The organism is Psychrobacter sp. Rd 27.2 (assembly GCF_001921755.1).
In the GTDB taxonomy this organism is placed as follows: domain Bacteria; phylum Pseudomonadota; class Gammaproteobacteria; order Pseudomonadales; family Moraxellaceae; genus Psychrobacter; species Psychrobacter celer.
Genome location: NZ_MRYB01000001.1, coordinates 155,302 through 171,795 on the forward strand (window position 1 = coordinate 155,302; position 16,494 = coordinate 171,795).

The window sequence follows — 16,494 nt, forward strand, 5'->3', positions numbered from 1 at the left end:
TCAGCGCTGAGCATTTCTCTCACTTTTGGCTTTACTATGGCGGTTCTTTAGTCTGTCAGGTCTGTCAGCTTTATCCTAGATGCGATAGGGTTTATCAAAAGCGTCTAAGCCATACATCTAAGTCATCTGAGCCCTATTATTTCAGTATATTAGCTTCTCTCGCTACGATGCCATTCATACAGACCGATAAAGGAGTTGACTTGATAGATCATGGTCTGAATGGCAAAAATGTAGTTGCCAGACATAAGATTGACAATGAGCCAAACAAAATTGACGATAATCCACAGCCACCAGTTAAACGAATAGCGCAAAATCATGGCGGCTTGGGCGGTGATCGAGAGCACAAAGGCGAGGACATTGATCCAAAAAAAAGAAATAAAGCCTAAAAATAGACTGTTGTCGTCTTCAACCACCGCATAACCATAGCTGGCTAAAAGGTCGTTGACGGTAGGAAATAGCGCCAGCCCAATCACAATAAAGGCAATGGTAATCAGCCAAACGGCTTTGCTGGCAGACTTGGGTATCATGTCGCCGTCAGGGTCGGTGTGCTTTGACCAATAAAAAATACCATAGACATGGGTGAAAAAGTTAAACAAAGGCGCCAGCATCAAACCCACCGCGCCTGAGGTTGCCTGCACCACCACTTCGCCTGCAGTGGCGGCCATGCCAAAGCCATTACCCAAGACGTTTTTGCGAAATGATAGCGATACCACACAAATCAAGCCGATAAAGGACACCGCCAAATAAAACCAATCTAGGGTGGTATGATCGGTGGTCAACCAAAAGCCTGCTGATAAAGCAATCACGCCGCAGATAAACCAAGTGATGATCCACTGCATGGCCCACTTACCAGTGATATTGTCTAATAGCTGAATACGCATAGGTTTTTCCTAAAATAAATGTTGGGATCGGCTTGTTTGACTGTTGTGGTTTTGACTTTTTTACAAGCCGCTTCTTTTATAATATGCTGTTTTTATTCTGTATTTTTACTTCATCTGTCTTTTACTTCATCTGTCTTTTACTTTATCTGTTTTTTATTTGGCGTTGACTCACCGCGCTTTGTTTATTGGTTTTTGTTATAGACATATCGATCGATAAAACGTAACGCTTGCCGATAGCGAGCATCATAATCAGGCGCATCGATCAAATGTGGCTCGATACCATGGCGGGTGAAAATATCCATCAGCCGCTGCTCAAAGCGCCCGCGTGCCTCACGGGTGCCCAGTGAGCGCATGCCGTCATCTACCCATGGCGTATTGTTGTCTAGCATGATGGTATGGTCCAAGCGAAACTCATCAATACATGCGGCCACAAACGGGTGGCTACGACCTTCGTACTCTTCACAAAACGCCTGCGTGGTCACAAAATCAGTATCGACAATGGTCACAGGGGCAGTCGCTACGGCTGCGGCCTCTCGAATCGCCTGAGCATGATTGAGGGCGATGGGGCCATAGTCACTATACTGTAGCCCAATCTCGCTGCCACCCAAGTCCGTACCGACGTATAAACGTCCCATCTCTAACGCAAAGCTTGCGCCATAATAGTTGGCAAGCTTATGTACCAAGGTTGTTTTCCCTGAGCTTTCACCGCCGACGATCGCGACCGTCTTTGTGTAATCACCGCGCGCTTGAGGGTGAATCGCTGACCAATGGGCGATAGGATCGCGAGCGATGGCATAAGAGTCAAACGCGGGCTGTAGCGCCGTTGTCACCACAGGCATCTGTAGGTGTTCTGTGATATGGGGTTGGGCTAAAGGATGGTTTTGTGCCACAAACAGCACCGCTTCTGCAGGCAACGCGAGCGCTTGGCTCAGACGATGCAGCTTGGCATTGCTGGCTGGGATGTCGATGTGCACTTCATCAAAGCTATCATGAAGCGGCAGGGCAATCTCATGGGTGGTATGAATATGAATAAAAGGCAGGTCAGCACAGGCCATCTGTAGCCAGCGTGCCTTATCTTGTAGCGTAATACTAAAGTCTGGATGCGGCGTCGGGTGTGCTGTGATGACGATATGCAGTATTTTAGCTTGCCCTGCGGCCTCCAAAATACTGCGCATTTGCCCCAGATGTAGTGGTTCAAAATGACCAATCATCAACCCCGTATCGTACATAGCAATCCTTGTTGGTTTTTAATAAGCGTTTTTATAAAAGTAAGACAATCTGCATGGTATAAAGGTTTTGGTCGATTTGCAGGTAGGTTATTGTAAACAAGCGCTGATAAAGGTTGTTTTTATTAAACAGGCGTTAAGCGGTGATAAAACAATGTGGCTAGGGTATCGGCAGTTTAAAATAAAATCGATACGCTCATATGAATGTGCAACTGGTATAAATTTTCCTTGTGTACTGTTATCACAGAGGCTGCAAAAAACGACTTGTCGTCTCGCTGTATTGTTTTGATATCGGATTGCCTATAAACCTATAAACACAATCATCAGTATAACCAGAAAAGTCATATAAGCGTATCTGGTTGATTGTGCTTGGTATTTTAGAGTAGGTAGGCAGTGAAAGTAAGGTTTTGGCAACAAATCCATTTTTGAAACATTTTGAAATAATTATTTAAAATCAGTAGCTTACAGGTAATTAGGACAGATTAGGGCAAGCTTAGGTAGCATAAACTCACAAAGCACTGGTACATCTTCAACAGACCATAAGAAAATAGTTGCTATACTGATTTGTAAGTTAGAAAGGCTACAGATTAAGCCTAACTAAAAGACATAAGATAAAAAATACAATGCGAAAACTATAAGGCAAAAATAGCGGTCTTTTATCTAGTCTCAAATAACAAGAAATAGAAAACATAAAATAGAGAGGTATTGGATTTGGCTAAATTAGCAAAATTACATCGCTCGCAAAACAATCGTATGATAGCAGGGGTGATGGGCGGTATTGCAGAATACGTCGGTTGGTCGCCTACTTGGGTAAGAGTATTGTTTGTGATTGTGTCTTCACTGAGTGCAGCGGTTCCAGGTATCTTAATTTATATTATTTTATGGATTATCATGCCAAAAGCCACGCATGAGTCTTATCAGTAGCGCCCGATAGGCTGATGTTTTATAGATTGACGTACAAACGGTTCGTACCCAGCTTTGCTTATATTAAAATCTGTATCAAAAAACAAGCGTCACCAAGTAAGCGTTATTAAAAAAACAAAAAGCCTGACCCATCAGGATACCAGCGACATACTTTTCCTCCTGCCCAGATGCTCACGCATTTGGGTATTTTTTTGTTTTTGCCTTTATGATCAATTGAAGATAAAACTGTTATATAAACTTAAACGCGCTACTGGTATAAATTTTACTTGCGTGCTGCGTTCCCAGAGGCGGCGCAAAATTCATCCCAGTAGCGCTATGTTCTTCTTAGAGTGCATCGACTATATGGTCAATTGAAAAAATGGTTATAAGTTGAGAGGTGCGACGGGTATAGGGTTTATGTGCGTGCTGTGTTTACGCTGCTGGATAGACATAAATACCCTCGATGCCATTTGATATGGGGCATAGCGCACGGTATTTGGACAGATAGCATAAATTTAGTTGCGGTAAATATGGATAAAATGGTCAATTTTTAGTAAGGTGAGCAGGCAAATAGAGTCGTTGCCAAATAGGCAATACGAGCGCTATCAATATTTCATAATACTCATTCCACAGTGGCTTTATTAAGATGCCCCAAACTATGACAATCCAAACTATGACATCACAAGCGAAAGATTCTCAACCGATGACGTTTCAAGATCTCATCCTAACCTTGCAAAATTATTGGGCTGACAAAGGCTGCGTGGTCTTGCAGCCTTACGATATGGAAGTCGGTGCCGGTACCTTTCATACGGCGACGTTTTTGCGCTCGCTTGGCCCTGAGCGCTGGAATGCTGCTTATGTGCAGCCATCACGCCGCCCGACAGATGGCCGCTACGGTGACAACCCAAACCGCTTGCAGCATTATTACCAGTTTCAAGTGGTGCTCAAGCCCAATCCGCCCAATATCCAAGAGCTGTATTTGGACTCACTGCGCGCCATCGGTATCGATCCGCTGGTTCATGACGTGCGTTTTGTCGAAGACAACTGGGAGTCGCCAACGCTTGGGGCGTGGGGACTGGGCTGGGAGATTTGGCTAAACGGTATGGAAGTCACGCAGTTTACCTATTTTCAGCAAGTGGGCGGCATTGAGTGCTTTCCAGTCACCGGTGAGATTACTTACGGTCTTGAGCGTCTAGCGATGTATGTACAAGGCGTCGATAGCGTCTATGATTTGGTTTGGGCGGATGGTGAGTTTGGCCGTGTGACCTATGGCGATGTCTTTCATCAAAACGAAGTGGAGCAGTCCACTTATAACTTTGAGCACGCCGATGTGCCGATGATGGGGCAGATGTTTGATTTTTATGAGCAGCAGGCTGATAAGCTTGTGGCCGAAGGATTGCCGCTGCCAGCCTATGAGATGGTACTCAAAGCCTCTCATGCCTTTAACCTACTGGACGCTCGTGGCGCCATTTCTGTGACGGAGCGTCAGCGCTTTATTTTGCGTGTCCGTACCTTGGCGCGCAAAGTGGCCTTTGGTTATGTTGAAGCGCGTGCCAAGCTTGGCTTCCCATTGGCTGATGAAGAACATCGCCAAGCAGCGCTCGATAAGTATCTACCAAAAGCACCAGAAGAAGACGCGGCAGCAGACGATGTGACAGGCGATAAAGCCGTGACCAACAACCACCAATCTACCAACGACAAATAGGAGCATCCCATGAGTATTATTTTATTTGAACTGGGGTGTGAAGAGCTACCTCCAAAAAGCCTAAAACCGCTACGCGATGCCTTGCAAACAAGTGTCACCGAGCAACTAAAAGACGCCGATATCAGTTTTGATGCCATCAAGTCCTTTGCCGCACCGCGCCGTTTGGCGATTCAGATCACAGGAATTAGCGATAAGCAGCCTGATCGTACCGAGCAAAAACGTGGCCCTGCGATTAAAGCAGCGTTTGATAGCGATGGCAACCCAACCCGTGCAGCGATGGGCTTTGCTAAGGGTTTAGGGATTGAAGCCAGCGAGCTGATAACGATTAACACCGATAAAGGGGATTATGTCGGCTACGAGCAGACTATTCACGGTCAAGCGACCACAGAGCTGCTACCGAGCATCTTTCAGACGGCATTAGATAGTCTGCCAATTGCCAAGCGTATGCGCTCAGGTAGCAGCCGTGATGAGTTTGTGCGTCCGGTACAGTGGGCAGTCTTGATGCAAGACGATGCGGTAATCGATGCCACTATCCAAGGGCATCAAACCAGCAACCAAACCCGTGGTCACCGCTTCCACAGCCCTGACTATCGTAAGATTGCTCATGCTACCGACTACGAGTCGCTGCTAACGGATCTAAAAGTGGTGGCCGATTTTGATAAGCGTCAAATGCTCATCAAAAACCAAGTCAAAGCACTGGCCGATGAAGTCAACGCCGACGCCATCGTACCGCAAGAGTTGCTAGATGAAGTGACCGCGCTGGTTGATTTCCCGATTGCGCTTAGAGCAAGCTTTGAGCCGCGCTTTTTGCAAGTGCCGCAAGAGGCGCTAATCTCCACTATGCAAGCGGATCAAAAGTATTTTTGCTTAACCGATAAAGCAGGTAAGTTGCAGCCGTACTTTATTTTTATCACCAATATTGAGTCAAAAGACCCGAATCAAATCATCGAAGGCAACGAAAAAGTCGTGCGGCCGCGCTTGGCTGATGCCGAGTTTTTCTTTTTGCAAGATCAAAAACAGCCACTGTTTGCTTTGACCGAGAGCTTAAAGACTCGCGTTTTCCAAGACAAGCTCGGTACGATTTGGGAAAAGTCTGAGCGTATTGCCAAGCTTGCTGCCTTTATCGCCACTTTGATGCAGCAGCAAGGCCACGATATCGAGGTCGAAGACACCGTGCGCGCTGCCATCTTGTCCAAAGCTGATCTAGCAAGCTCGCTCGTCGGTGAGTATCCGGAGTTGCAAGGTATCGCCGGAACCTACTATGCACGCTTAAATGGTGAGCCTGCGGCAGTCGCGGACAGTCTGCAAGAGCAGTATTTGCCGAAGTTTAGCGGTGATGTATTGCCGCAGACGCCGATTGGTATTTGTCTGGCATTGGCCGATCGTTTGGATACGCTGGTCGGTATTTTTGCCATTGACCAAGCACCTACCGGCTCAAAAGATCCGTTTAGTCTGCGCCGCTCGGCCATTGGTATTTTGCGTATCTTGATCGAAAAACAGCTACCGATCAATCTTGCCGCTTTGGTTGAGCAAGCGGTTAAAGGCTATAGCACCAGCGATGGCAGTAAGATTGCTAAAATGGGTGATACTTTTACCCAAGTGATGGGCTTCTTAAATTCTCGCTATCGGGCGATGTACACCGAGCAGGGCGTGAGCGTCGATACCATCCAAGCGGTTCAAGCGATCCAGCCGCATATGCCGCTGGATTTTGATCAGCGTATTCGTGCGGTACAAGCGTTTAGTGAACTGGCTCAAGCTGAAAAACTTGCCGATTCAAACAAACGGGTAGCAAATATATTGGCCAAGTCAGAGGTCAGCGTGGCAGATAACGTCGACGAGGCGCTATTGTCTGAGCCTGCTGAGCAGGAATTGTATCAAGCTGTTCAACAAGCGCAAACAGCGGTCAAGCCTTTGCTAGAAACCGCTGACTATACGCAAGTTTTGCAAACGCTGGCAAGTCTGGATGCGCCTTTGACCCAGTTTTTCGCTGATGTTATGGTCAACAGTGAAGATGCGGCGCTAAAAAACAACCGCTTGGCGCTGCTCAAGCAAGTACGAGCGCTGTTTTTGACCGTGGCTGATATCAGTGAGTTACAGCTATAGCGCGCTCGTTGTCGCTAAGATATAGTCAGGTCAGTATAAAAAGAATACAGCGAGACTGGGATAAATTTTTGCCGCACCCGTCGGCGCAGCACCGAACGCAAGGAAATTTGTACCAGTCCAGCGAGTTTATACCGTGTATCTCGTTTATTTAGGGCGTGTCCTCATTTTAAAAATGGCGATAAAAATGAGATAAATCGCCGTCAAACAAGGAAAATAGCGCAGATAATATCGAGATATTAGTCAGCTATTTGACACCGTTTGACCAGATTTAGCCATTTTTAGCCCATTTAGATGGCTGTTGATTGAATTGAGGACACGCCCTAGTAACGACTATATCTGTTATAGTCAAAGGTTCCCGGCCTGTTTTTGCTGGTTTATATTGCATCTACCAGCCTATTTAGCCCATAAAAGAGCTGGCCTTATATTGCCAGCTTTTTGGGCGATGCTGCCGCGCTGCATTTATCATGTCTGAACCCATCTTCAAAGGAGCACCGCCGTGTTTGCTGTGATTATTGTGATTCTCATCATCTGGGCTGTGATGTGGGCCTTTTATAAGTTTATGTATCCGCGGCCGCCCAAAAGCATGATGCCGCAAAAAGGCGATGTGGTCACACCGCGCACCTGTGATTTTTGTGGCAATAGCTTGGCTGAGTACCGCGGTGTCCTCGAAACCAAGCCCGTATCTGTCACGGCAAATGCTGCACAGCCAAGTGCTAGTAGTATGGAGACGGATAGTAACGTTTTGTTTTTTTGCAATTACGAGCATCAGGCAGACTATCATGCAGGCAAGGTATATGATCCTAATGCATGATGGCGGCTAGCCATAGTATCAAAAAGCGTATCAAAAAAGCGCTTGGCTCTATGAGCCAAGCGCTTTTTTATTTACTCATAAACTCTCTTGTTAACCTATCTATCAAGCAGGCCAAAAGACACGCTGGCCTACAAAATAGATTGGGCGTCTTTCATGATCTTATTGAGTAGCGCCTCAGACTGCTTGTCTTGCTGCAGGCGATCCTCTTCGCTTCTTTGATTGGCATGGATTTTCTCATATAAGTTAAGGCAGCACAGCACCAGCAGGCTTTCTTGGCTCAGGCTGGGTGCCTCACGTCTGAGATCCAGCGCGTAGTTATTGATATAGGAGACAGCAGACAGTAGCTCCTCTTGCTCATGGATCGGACAGTAAATGGGGTAGGTCACGCCCGCGATGACAATATCGACTTTTTTGACTTGGGACTCGGGTGTCACAGGCTTGCTGGTAGTGCCTGCCGTGGTTGGGCTGACAGGGGCTTTGGATACGCTAGGTCCTGCTTGCTTAGGCGGGTTGTTTGCGGCATTGGTGTGGTCATCAGTCATGATAAATCCTACAATATATGGGTCAGTAAATGGGGGTGTCAGCTATTACAGCGATCACCAAGACTCTAACTTTCGGCTTGGTCGATACGTGTGAGGCGTTTGAGGACAACTTGAGTACGCTCTGCTGCCAACTGGTTTTTTTTCTGTAATTCGCTATTTTGTTGTTTGATATCGCTATACTGCTGCTTTAGCTCATTATTATGCTGCTGCAATTCACGGTTTTGTTGTTGTAATTGGCTGATCTGCTTTTGTAGCTTGTCTTGCTCTTCACCGATCATATGATGGGCTTCGGCCAAGCTTTGATAGCGTTTATCCAGATCGTTCAGTTGTTTTTTGGCACCGTCACGCTCGCTATGGCTGGTATTTAGCTTGTTTTGTAAGTCGGTGATTTGCTTTGGATCTGTGGTTGGGTGCTTTTTTAGGCTGCTAAGTTCAGCACTGATAAGCTGATACTGTTTTTTGATGTCGAGTATCATTTTTTCTAATATTCTAAGTTGATCATACATAGTCAGTTTTTATCCTTAACAAGTAAGCGTGAATGAATTTTGTTTTGTGTATTTAATAATGCCATAGGTGACCGCATAATATCTATATCAACAAAGTAATTACATATACCTAAATCTTATCTATGTATTTTTTGGCTCAGCGCGATGAGTGGTATCGAGCTGATTTTTTGTTTTATAAGCGATTTTTCTGATTTTATAAGTCACAACCATTTACTAGGACAATTATTATGAATGACAATATCTCCGGCTGGAATACGTGGCTGACCGCATTTGACGACTGGAATGACGTATCGATCAGTGAGGTGCATGGTCTGATGACGGGGTTGATGACGGCGTGTAACGCGCCTGACGAGCAAGTATGGGCAAAGGTGTTTGAAGAGCTGAGCTTTGCGCCACTGCCTGAAGCGGCGCTGACTTTGCTCACAGAAGAAGCAGAAGACACGGTGTTTCAGCTCAAAGACAAAGACGATGCTTATGCGTATATGCCGCTGCTACCAGATGACGAACACGATCTATACGAGCGTGTGATGGCGCTGAAACAGTGGGCCAATGGTTTTATGACAGGCTTTGGTATCACTGACTGTCAGATCAGTGGGGATGAAAACGAGATGCTATCGGATTTGGCCAAGATTGGGGCGATTCGTCTGGCAGAAGATGAGGACTTTGAGGGCGGCGAAGAGTCTTATTTGTATATTTATGAGTTTGCGCGGATGGTGCCCGTGAGCTTTGCAACTCGCAAGCGCAAACCAGTAAAAGACATCGCGCTAATCGCTGGATTGGCCATCGATGCAAAAACCACCAAAGAGCTACAAGCAGAAGGTAAGTTGCCAAAACCGATGCCGCCTGTGGTGGATGCGATGAACCAAAATAATCCCTCTTAAATCTCAAAGGGGGACGATGCCTATGTCGTAACAGGTACCTCATAATAAGGATGTTTTATGGCTTTACATAGTGATGATCAGCTCAAAGACGACTCGTACGCCACTGGCTATCCTACAGATAGTATCGACTGGCTTAGGCGTTTGATTGGTTTTGATACCGTCAGTCGCCACTCAAATCTAGTGTTGATTGAGGATGTGCAAGCGTACTGTGAGCAGTTGGGTTTGACCGTAGATCTGACCTTTAATGACGCCAAAGATAAGGCCAATTTGTTTGTCACAGTACCTGCTGGGGCAAACGCTGATGAGGTGAACCACGGTCTGGTACTGTCTGGTCATACCGATGTGGTGCCAGTGGAGGGGCAGGACTGGACGACAGCACCGTTTACTGCGACCATTCGCGGCGATAAGCTCTATGGCCGCGGTGCCTGCGACATGAAAGGCTTTATTGCTTGCGCGCTGACGCTATTACCGCAAGCAGTAAAGTTGTCTAACGCCGGTCAATTGCGCCGGCCGTTGCATTTGGCATTGTCGTTTGATGAAGAGGTTGGCTGCTTGGGTGCGCCATTGCTGCTGGCAGATCTCAAGGCGCGCGGTATCACGCCTGATTATTGTATCGTCGGCGAGCCGACCAACATGACGATGGTTGTCGCGCATAAAGGCGTCGCGGTTTATTGTTGCCGTGTACATGGTCAGTCGGCGCATTCGTCATTGACCGCGCAAGGTGTCAACGCCATCAGCTATGCCAGCCGTTTGATTGGTTATGTCGATGAGCTGGCAGACGAGATCAGCGGCCGTGATGACAATGATGAGTGGTTTGATGTGCCGTACTCGACGTTGTCTGTCGGCACCATACAAGGTGGCACTGCGACCAATATCGTGCCCAATCTGTGTGAGTTTACCTTTGATTATCGTAACCTGCCGCACATGACACAAGACGATATCTTGGTACCGATCAAAGCCAAGGTCGCAGAGCTGAGCGCGCAGATGCAAGCGCGCGCTGCTGATACCGGCATTGAGCTGCTACAGATGGAGGCCGTGCCTGCGATGACTGACAACGACAGTGCCGAGCTACAAGCGCTGATAGCGGCGCTCACCGATGATGACAGCCGTCACAAAGTAGCTTATGCCACAGAGGGCGGACAGTTTACCAATAGCGGTATTCCGACGATTATCTGCGGTCCTGGTAGTATCGAGCAGGCGCATAAGGCTGATGAGTTTGTCGCGCTCAGTGAGATGGCGCGCTGTGATGCGTTTTTGCAAAAGTTATTAGCAAGCGCTACATCGCAGTCGTGAGTTTAGGGCGTGTTGAACATTCAAATATTAGGACTGCTGATAGATAAAATCGCACCAAACTAGGCGTAAACCGACGATAATGTCGAGGCCTTAGCTAGGTTTACAACACCGGCTGGGGTGATTTTAGCATCAGCCCTTCGGGGCGGGGCTATTTTTTGCCAATACATGGCGAAATTGTCTATCCTAGAATGACTAGGCTTCGAAAATTTCACTGCGTATTGGCAAAAAATAGCCGCCGCCAGTGCCACATTTGAATGTTCAACACGCCCTAATACAGTCAATTTGATATAAAAACAAAACGACACAACGTTTCATTGGAGCGCCTGAATAGCCACGTATCTGATGTATTTGGATTCGTCTATAGCGAGTCTGACGTATTAAATCGCTTGTTTTTTATATAAGTAGGCATAAAATACACCGTCCTTGTGGTGGTGTTTACGTATCTTAGTTTTAGGTATATTCAGTTATTTTTATAAAAAAGTAGGGGTTGGCTGATGTCTTGGCATCTGTTTGCGATGTTTTTTGCAAGTACGTTTTTTATCTCGGCGACCCCTGGTCCTAATATGCTGCTGGCGTTTCAGTATGGAATGAACTATGGGGTAAAGCGCACGCTATGGACGCTGGCGGGTCTGAGTCTTGGGCTGTTTTTATTGCTACTCTCGACGCTACTGGGGCTCGATGTGATCAGTCGTCAGTCGCCGTGGCTGCTGACCCTGATTAAGACCGTTGGTGCTGCTTATTTGATCTATTTGGGTATCAGCTCTTGGCGTGATGCAAGTGCAAGCAGTTTGATGAATGATGCGCGCGAGATGAGCGAAGAGGTGGCGGCCGATTATCCAGAGTTGCCGTCCTTGGCCGCGCACGACACGCCTCGGCCGCGTTCGCTCTCTAGCGCCGCGGTAAAGGCCTCGCCCAGCAACATGACGCTATTTCGTACTGGGGTATGGGTATCGTTGTCCAACCCCAAAGCCATTTTGTTTTTTGCCGCCTTTTTCCCCAAGTTTATCAATTTTAGTGCGCCATTATGGCCGCAGTATCTTATGCTGACTTGCGGGCTGTTTTTGAGTGAGACGATTTGGCAGATTGTCTATACGCTTGGTGGCAAAAAGCTGGCCAGCTGGCTAGATGTTGGCAGTCGCTTGGCATGGCTCAACCGTGGTTGCGGGGTGATATTTATCCTTATTGCAGCGGCACTATTGGCTGAGGTATTGAATGGATTTATGGTTTAACCTTGCCAAGGTCGAATGTTCAAAATGCCCTAGCTACTGCTAAAAAAAGCCGCTCCCTACCTCAGTAGAGAGCGGCTTTTTGATGAGCGTTTAAGAAGCAGGAGGCTGATACCTACGCAGGCGATATTACGCCAATACCTCGACCAGCTCCCCTTTGACCATGTGCGGGCTGACAAAGTCGGTCACGCGTACGCTGACGATTTTACCGAGTAACTCGTTCATTTGTGCCTCATTATAAGGGAACATCACCGTGCGGGTGTTATCCGCGGTACCAATCAAGCAATCAGGGTGACGGTCGGCCACTTGCTCAACCAAGACGCGTGTCGTAGTGCCGACCATCTCATGGGTCTTGGCTAGCGTTGACTCAATAATGACTTTTTGAAACTCTGCCAAGCGCGCTTTTTTGGTGGCAAAGCTCACATTGTCAGGCAGCTCAGCGGCGGGCGTGCCCGGACGCTTAGAGTAAATAAAGCTGTACGAGTGATCAAAGTTCAACGTCTTTGCCAGGTTCAATGTATCTTGAAAATCTTCATCGGTCTCACCAGGGAACCCGATGATAAAGTCGCTCGATAAGTGAATGTCGGGACGAATGGCTTTTAACTTATTGATCTGATTGATATAGACATCGATAGTGTGGTTGCGTTTCATCGCCGCAAGGATATTATTTGAGCCGCTTTGTACCGGCAGGTGTAGGTGCGACACCAGCTCTGGCAGCTTGGCATAGGCATCGATGATATCGTCAGTAAACTCCAGCGGGTGGCTGGTGGTATAGCGAATACGCTCGATACCATCGACGTGCGAGACATAGTGCAGCAATTCTGCAAAACGGCAAATACTGCCGTCGTCTTTTTCGCCGCGATAGCCATTAACGTTTTGACCAAGTAGGTTTATCTCACGAATGCCTTGCTCGGCAAGACTGTCAATCTCGGCCAAGACGTCGTCGAGCGGGCGCGAGAGCTCTTCGCCGCGAGTATAAGGCACCACACAAAACGAGCAATACTTCGAGCAGCCTTCCATGATAGAGACAAAAGCTTTGTAGCCCTCGACACGCGGCTCCGGCAAAAAGTCAAACTTCTCGATACTCGGAAATGACACATCAATGGTGCCAATACGGTTTTTGGGTGCGATATTACGCTGCTCATTTGATTGATCATACAGCTCTGGCAGACGGTGCAAGGTTTGTGGGCCAAACACCATGTCGACATAGGGCGCGCGCTTTTGGATATTATCGCCTTCTTGTGAGGCCACGCAGCCGCCGACACCGATGACCAAGTCGGGACGTTTTTCTTTCAGTTTGCGCCAGCGGCCCAGCTCTGAAAATACTTTTTCTTGCGCTTTTTCGCGGATAGAGCAGGTGTTCATGAGCAGGACGTCTGCTTCATCGATGTTGTGCGTGACCTCCATACCGTGTGAATCACCGAGCACATCGAGCATCTTGCCAGAATCATAGACGTTCATCTGACAGCCTTGCGTGGTAACAAAGACTTTTTTGGTCGGGGCTTGATCGGCAGACATGCTGGCAGAACTTGAGTCTTTGAGTGCCGCAACGGTAGGCGCGCTCGCCGTTGTTGGGGTAACATTAGCGTCATCGAGGCGGGGATTAAATACAGTAACACTCATAAGGATAAGTCCATGATTGACTAAAATATAGCAGGGTAGCCGATTAACAGGTGGCGTATTTTATCACAACCCTGTGCCAATGTGAAAAATTAGCAAGGGTCATTAAGCGGCGATAGGGTGGGTTATTTCTAACAGTATCAATTATTTACTGCGATTAATCACCACTTTGCAAAATAACACCGCTTACTATCACTTTTATGTTACACCGTACTGTCGTATTTATTAATAAAAGGTAAAGGTGATGGTTGAAAGTGCAACGGGTATAGTATGATAAGTGGCATACGCTTAGCGGTACGTGATAAACCGCTGTTTACCTATTGATAAAGACATAATAAAGAGAGTCAGTATGACAAAGTTGCGCGCCGCTCATAGTATCAAGGATAGAGCCTCTGTTCATCGAGAATACCGCCCATCGCGGTTGACCACCAGTACGCTGCGGTTTGGCGTCTTCATGGCGACAGCCCTTGGTGCGCTTGGCCTATCACAAGTTGCTTGTGCGGAGCTGACGTGGGGCGAGGATGACCGCTTTGAGCAAAAACCCAGTTATCAACAAGACAACAGCATTGACTCGTTTATGGCGGCGGCGATAGCAGCCGATCGGGGAGATGTCAGCGCACTGTATAATTACGAACAGTTGATGAGTGGTGGGTTGTTTGCGATGTACCCGACCTATTGGCGCATGAACTTGGATTTGGGCTCACAAAGCTCGGCGGCGGTGGCGCAGTTTGTCCGTCAGTATCCTAATACGGTCATGGCCGAAAAGCTGGTGGCGGACTTTGCTGAGACCAAAGCGGCAGCCAATGATTATGCCGCTGTACGGCAAGTGGCCAATCTGATAACCAATGCCGATAGCTCTGAGCGCTGTGCGGTGGCGCTTGGTTTTAATAATGGCGGCGATACCATGCGTGCCATGGCGGCCAAGTCTGATGTATGGCTGACCACCAAAAAGCAGCCAGCACTGTGTGATCAGCTGGCGATGGAGATGAATAATAACGCCTTGATTAGCAACCAAGATCGCGCCGCGCGCCTCAAGCGCATGCTACGTAAAGGCAAGACGGGCGATATCATGGCTTTGTCATCGCGATTAGGGACGCCCATTGCTTATGCGGCGTTGAGTGAGATTCAGCTCAACCCATCGGCGTTTTTTACGCGTTTTGGTCGTGAGCCTGCCAGCCAAACCAACCAATACTTGTACTTATATGCATTGGGCCGCGTCGCCGATAAGTCTTATCGTGAAGCAGCGCTACAGTTGGACTTTGATATCAAACAAGACAATCAGCGCGCGACACGCTTGCTCAATGACGAAACCCGCCGCTACGCCTATCGTATCCTTGGGGTACAGCGTATGAATCATAATACCGATGATGGGTTTAATGCTGAAGCGGTAGACTGGTTTCGCAATAGCTTAGATGATGACTTTAACTTTGAAGAAGCCGAAGACTATGCCATGGCCGCGATTCGCTTTAGCCGCTGGGATGATGTGGTCGAAGCCATCTCAAAGATGGATGGCGAAACCCAAAAAAGCAATCAGTGGCAATATTGGCTGGCACGCGCTTATGAGCAATCAAGTGATGCAGGTAAACGCGGCCTAGCAAAAAGAATGTATCAAAATATCGCCAAGAGTAATGATTACTATGGCCTGCTAGCAAAAGATAAAGTCGGTCAGCGTTTTGATGCCAGCCGTTTGGGCGGCAATAACTTGCCAACTGTCAGCGCCGCAGATCGCGCCCGCGTCATGCAAAACCCACACTTTGCTCGTGCATTTGCACTATACAACTCTGACGCGAGTCGCGGCTATGCCAACCGCGAGTGGAACTGGGCTGTCAAGCAGGCCCGAGACAATCGTGATGACAGCCTCATCATTGCTGCCGCTCAGCAAGCCTATGACATGGGCTGGCTGGATCGGGCTATTTATGCGATTGATAATACCGATAGCGTAAACAGTCTGGCGCTATCGCATCCGATGCCGCACCAGAGCGCAGTGGTACGCTATAGCCAGTCGGCAGGCATCGATCCTGCGTGGGCTTATGGTATCATGCGTCAAGAGAGCCGTTTTGTGACGTCGGCACGCTCAAACGTTGGTGCAAGCGGCTTGATGCAAATCATGCCAGGTACAGCAAAGTATATCGCTCGTCATTTGGGCGAGAGCTATAGCGCCAGCCGTGCCAACAGCGGCGACACCAATATCCGCTATGGCACATGGTATATGGGTGATATCTTAGGCAAGCTCAACTACCAGCCAGTACTGGCCACCGCAGGCTATAATGCTGGACCCAACAACGCCAAACGCTGGCAGCCTGTGTATGGCTCACTTGCGGCTGACCAGTATGTGGAGTCGATAGCTTTTCCTGAGACTCGTAACTATGTCAAGCATGTGATGGAAAACGCGACAGTATATAGCAGTTTGCTTGGCCGCAGTCAGCCGATCTCGCAGCGTATGGGCACCGTGCCAGCAGCGTTTTAATACTTTTATCCTTTAATAGCCATCAATGCCTCGTCTTTGATGGTTTGCCTTTGGTGGCTTATTTTAGGACAGATGTAGCGACAACATGGCCATTGCTCGTGGCGCTGCCGCTTTGGCACAGACCTGACTTTGTCAGGGAGTCGCATATATGGCGGTGTTACAGCTGCCGCCTTGCTCCGATGTTTACGTTTCTGCTATAGATTAAAAAAAACGGTTTGCTACCATGATTTTATTGTGTTGTGGTTATTGGCCTGTTGTTTAGCGCCAAAGTTTTGTGTTTATCAATTGGTAAGCACTCATATTTTTGTTACCTTTATGCTTAGTAAGCCT

At 47.8% G+C, this 16,494-nt stretch carries 13 protein-coding genes; 8 read left to right on the top strand and 5 right to left on the bottom strand.

All coding sequences use genetic code 11. From position 1 onward, the window contains the following. Nucleotides 1–149: 149 nt before the first annotated feature. Both pnuC and nadR read right to left on the bottom strand, forming a co-directional pair. Nucleotides 150–881, bottom strand: coding sequence for a nicotinamide riboside transporter PnuC (gene pnuC / locus BTV99_RS00650; protein WP_075100428.1), 732 nt, complete (start codon nt 879–881; stop codon nt 150–152). Between the two features lie 182 nt (nt 882–1,063). Further along, the gene (nadR, locus tag BTV99_RS00655; protein ID WP_075100429.1) at nt 1,064–2,110 is read right to left on the bottom strand and encodes a multifunctional transcriptional regulator/nicotinamide-nucleotide adenylyltransferase/ribosylnicotinamide kinase NadR; all 1,047 of its coding nucleotides are present in this window, start codon (nt 2,108–2,110) and stop codon (nt 1,064–1,066) included. A gap of 708 nt (nt 2,111–2,818) precedes the next feature. Here nadR and BTV99_RS00660 point away from each other — a divergent pair. The 4 genes from BTV99_RS00660 (at nt 2,819) to BTV99_RS00675 (ending at nt 7,629) form a co-directional block, all read left to right on the top strand. Next, nucleotides 2,819–3,031 carry a PspC domain-containing protein gene (locus BTV99_RS00660; RefSeq protein ID WP_075100736.1) on the top strand — a complete coding sequence of 71 codons (213 nt, stop codon included), beginning with the start codon at nt 2,819–2,821 and terminating at the stop codon, nt 3,029–3,031. A 637-nt stretch (nt 3,032–3,668) separates the two neighbouring features. After that, complete coding sequence (gene glyQ / locus BTV99_RS00665; protein ID WP_075100430.1) at nt 3,669–4,715, top strand: glycine--tRNA ligase subunit alpha; 1,047 nt, start codon at nt 3,669–3,671, stop codon at nt 4,713–4,715. A 9-nt stretch (nt 4,716–4,724) separates the two neighbouring features. After that, entirely contained in the window at nt 4,725–6,818 is a 2,094-nt protein-coding gene (gene glyS / locus BTV99_RS00670; protein ID WP_075100431.1) for a glycine--tRNA ligase subunit beta, read from the top strand. A gap of 496 nt (nt 6,819–7,314) precedes the next feature. Then, nucleotides 7,315–7,629 carry a hypothetical protein gene (locus BTV99_RS00675; RefSeq protein ID WP_075100432.1) on the top strand — a complete coding sequence of 105 codons (315 nt, stop codon included), beginning with the start codon at nt 7,315–7,317 and terminating at the stop codon, nt 7,627–7,629. 128 nt (nt 7,630–7,757) lie between these two features. Here BTV99_RS00675 and BTV99_RS00680 read toward each other — a convergent pair whose 3' ends face one another. Beyond that, the gene (locus BTV99_RS00680) at nt 7,758–8,171 is read right to left on the bottom strand and encodes a cell division protein ZapA (protein WP_083608458.1); all 414 of its coding nucleotides are present in this window, start codon (nt 8,169–8,171) and stop codon (nt 7,758–7,760) included. Between the two features lie 65 nt (nt 8,172–8,236). Next, nucleotides 8,237–8,677, bottom strand: a complete 441-nt coding sequence (locus BTV99_RS00685; protein WP_075100433.1) for a hypothetical protein — start codon at nt 8,675–8,677, stop codon at nt 8,237–8,239. A gap of 227 nt (nt 8,678–8,904) precedes the next feature. Here BTV99_RS00685 and BTV99_RS00690 point away from each other — a divergent pair, with 227 nt between their 5' ends. The 3 genes from BTV99_RS00690 to BTV99_RS00700 all read left to right on the top strand — a co-directional run bounded on the left by BTV99_RS00690 (nt 8,905) and on the right by BTV99_RS00700 (nt 12,080). Next, the gene (locus BTV99_RS00690) at nt 8,905–9,558 is read left to right on the top strand and encodes a UPF0149 family protein (RefSeq protein WP_075100434.1); all 654 of its coding nucleotides are present in this window, start codon (nt 8,905–8,907) and stop codon (nt 9,556–9,558) included. A gap of 57 nt (nt 9,559–9,615) precedes the next feature. After that, a complete protein-coding gene (argE, locus tag BTV99_RS00695; RefSeq protein ID WP_075100435.1) occupies nt 9,616–10,851 on the top strand; it encodes an acetylornithine deacetylase in 1,236 nt (411 codons plus the stop codon). A 494-nt stretch (nt 10,852–11,345) separates the two neighbouring features. Then, a complete protein-coding gene (locus BTV99_RS00700) occupies nt 11,346–12,080 on the top strand; it encodes a LysE family translocator (protein ID WP_075100436.1) in 735 nt (244 codons plus the stop codon). 126 nt (nt 12,081–12,206) lie between these two features. Here BTV99_RS00700 and miaB read toward each other — a convergent pair whose 3' ends face one another. After that, nucleotides 12,207–13,700: a tRNA (N6-isopentenyl adenosine(37)-C2)-methylthiotransferase MiaB gene (gene miaB, locus BTV99_RS00705; RefSeq protein WP_075100437.1), complete on the bottom strand. Its 1,494-nt coding sequence runs from the start codon at nt 13,698–13,700 to the stop codon at nt 12,207–12,209. Nucleotides 13,701–14,151: 451 nt separating this feature from the next. Here miaB and BTV99_RS00710 point away from each other — a divergent pair, with 451 nt between their 5' ends. Then, the gene (locus BTV99_RS00710; protein ID WP_372046325.1) at nt 14,152–16,164 is read left to right on the top strand and encodes a transglycosylase SLT domain-containing protein; all 2,013 of its coding nucleotides are present in this window, start codon (nt 14,152–14,154) and stop codon (nt 16,162–16,164) included. Nucleotides 16,165–16,494: the final 330 nt, after the last annotated feature.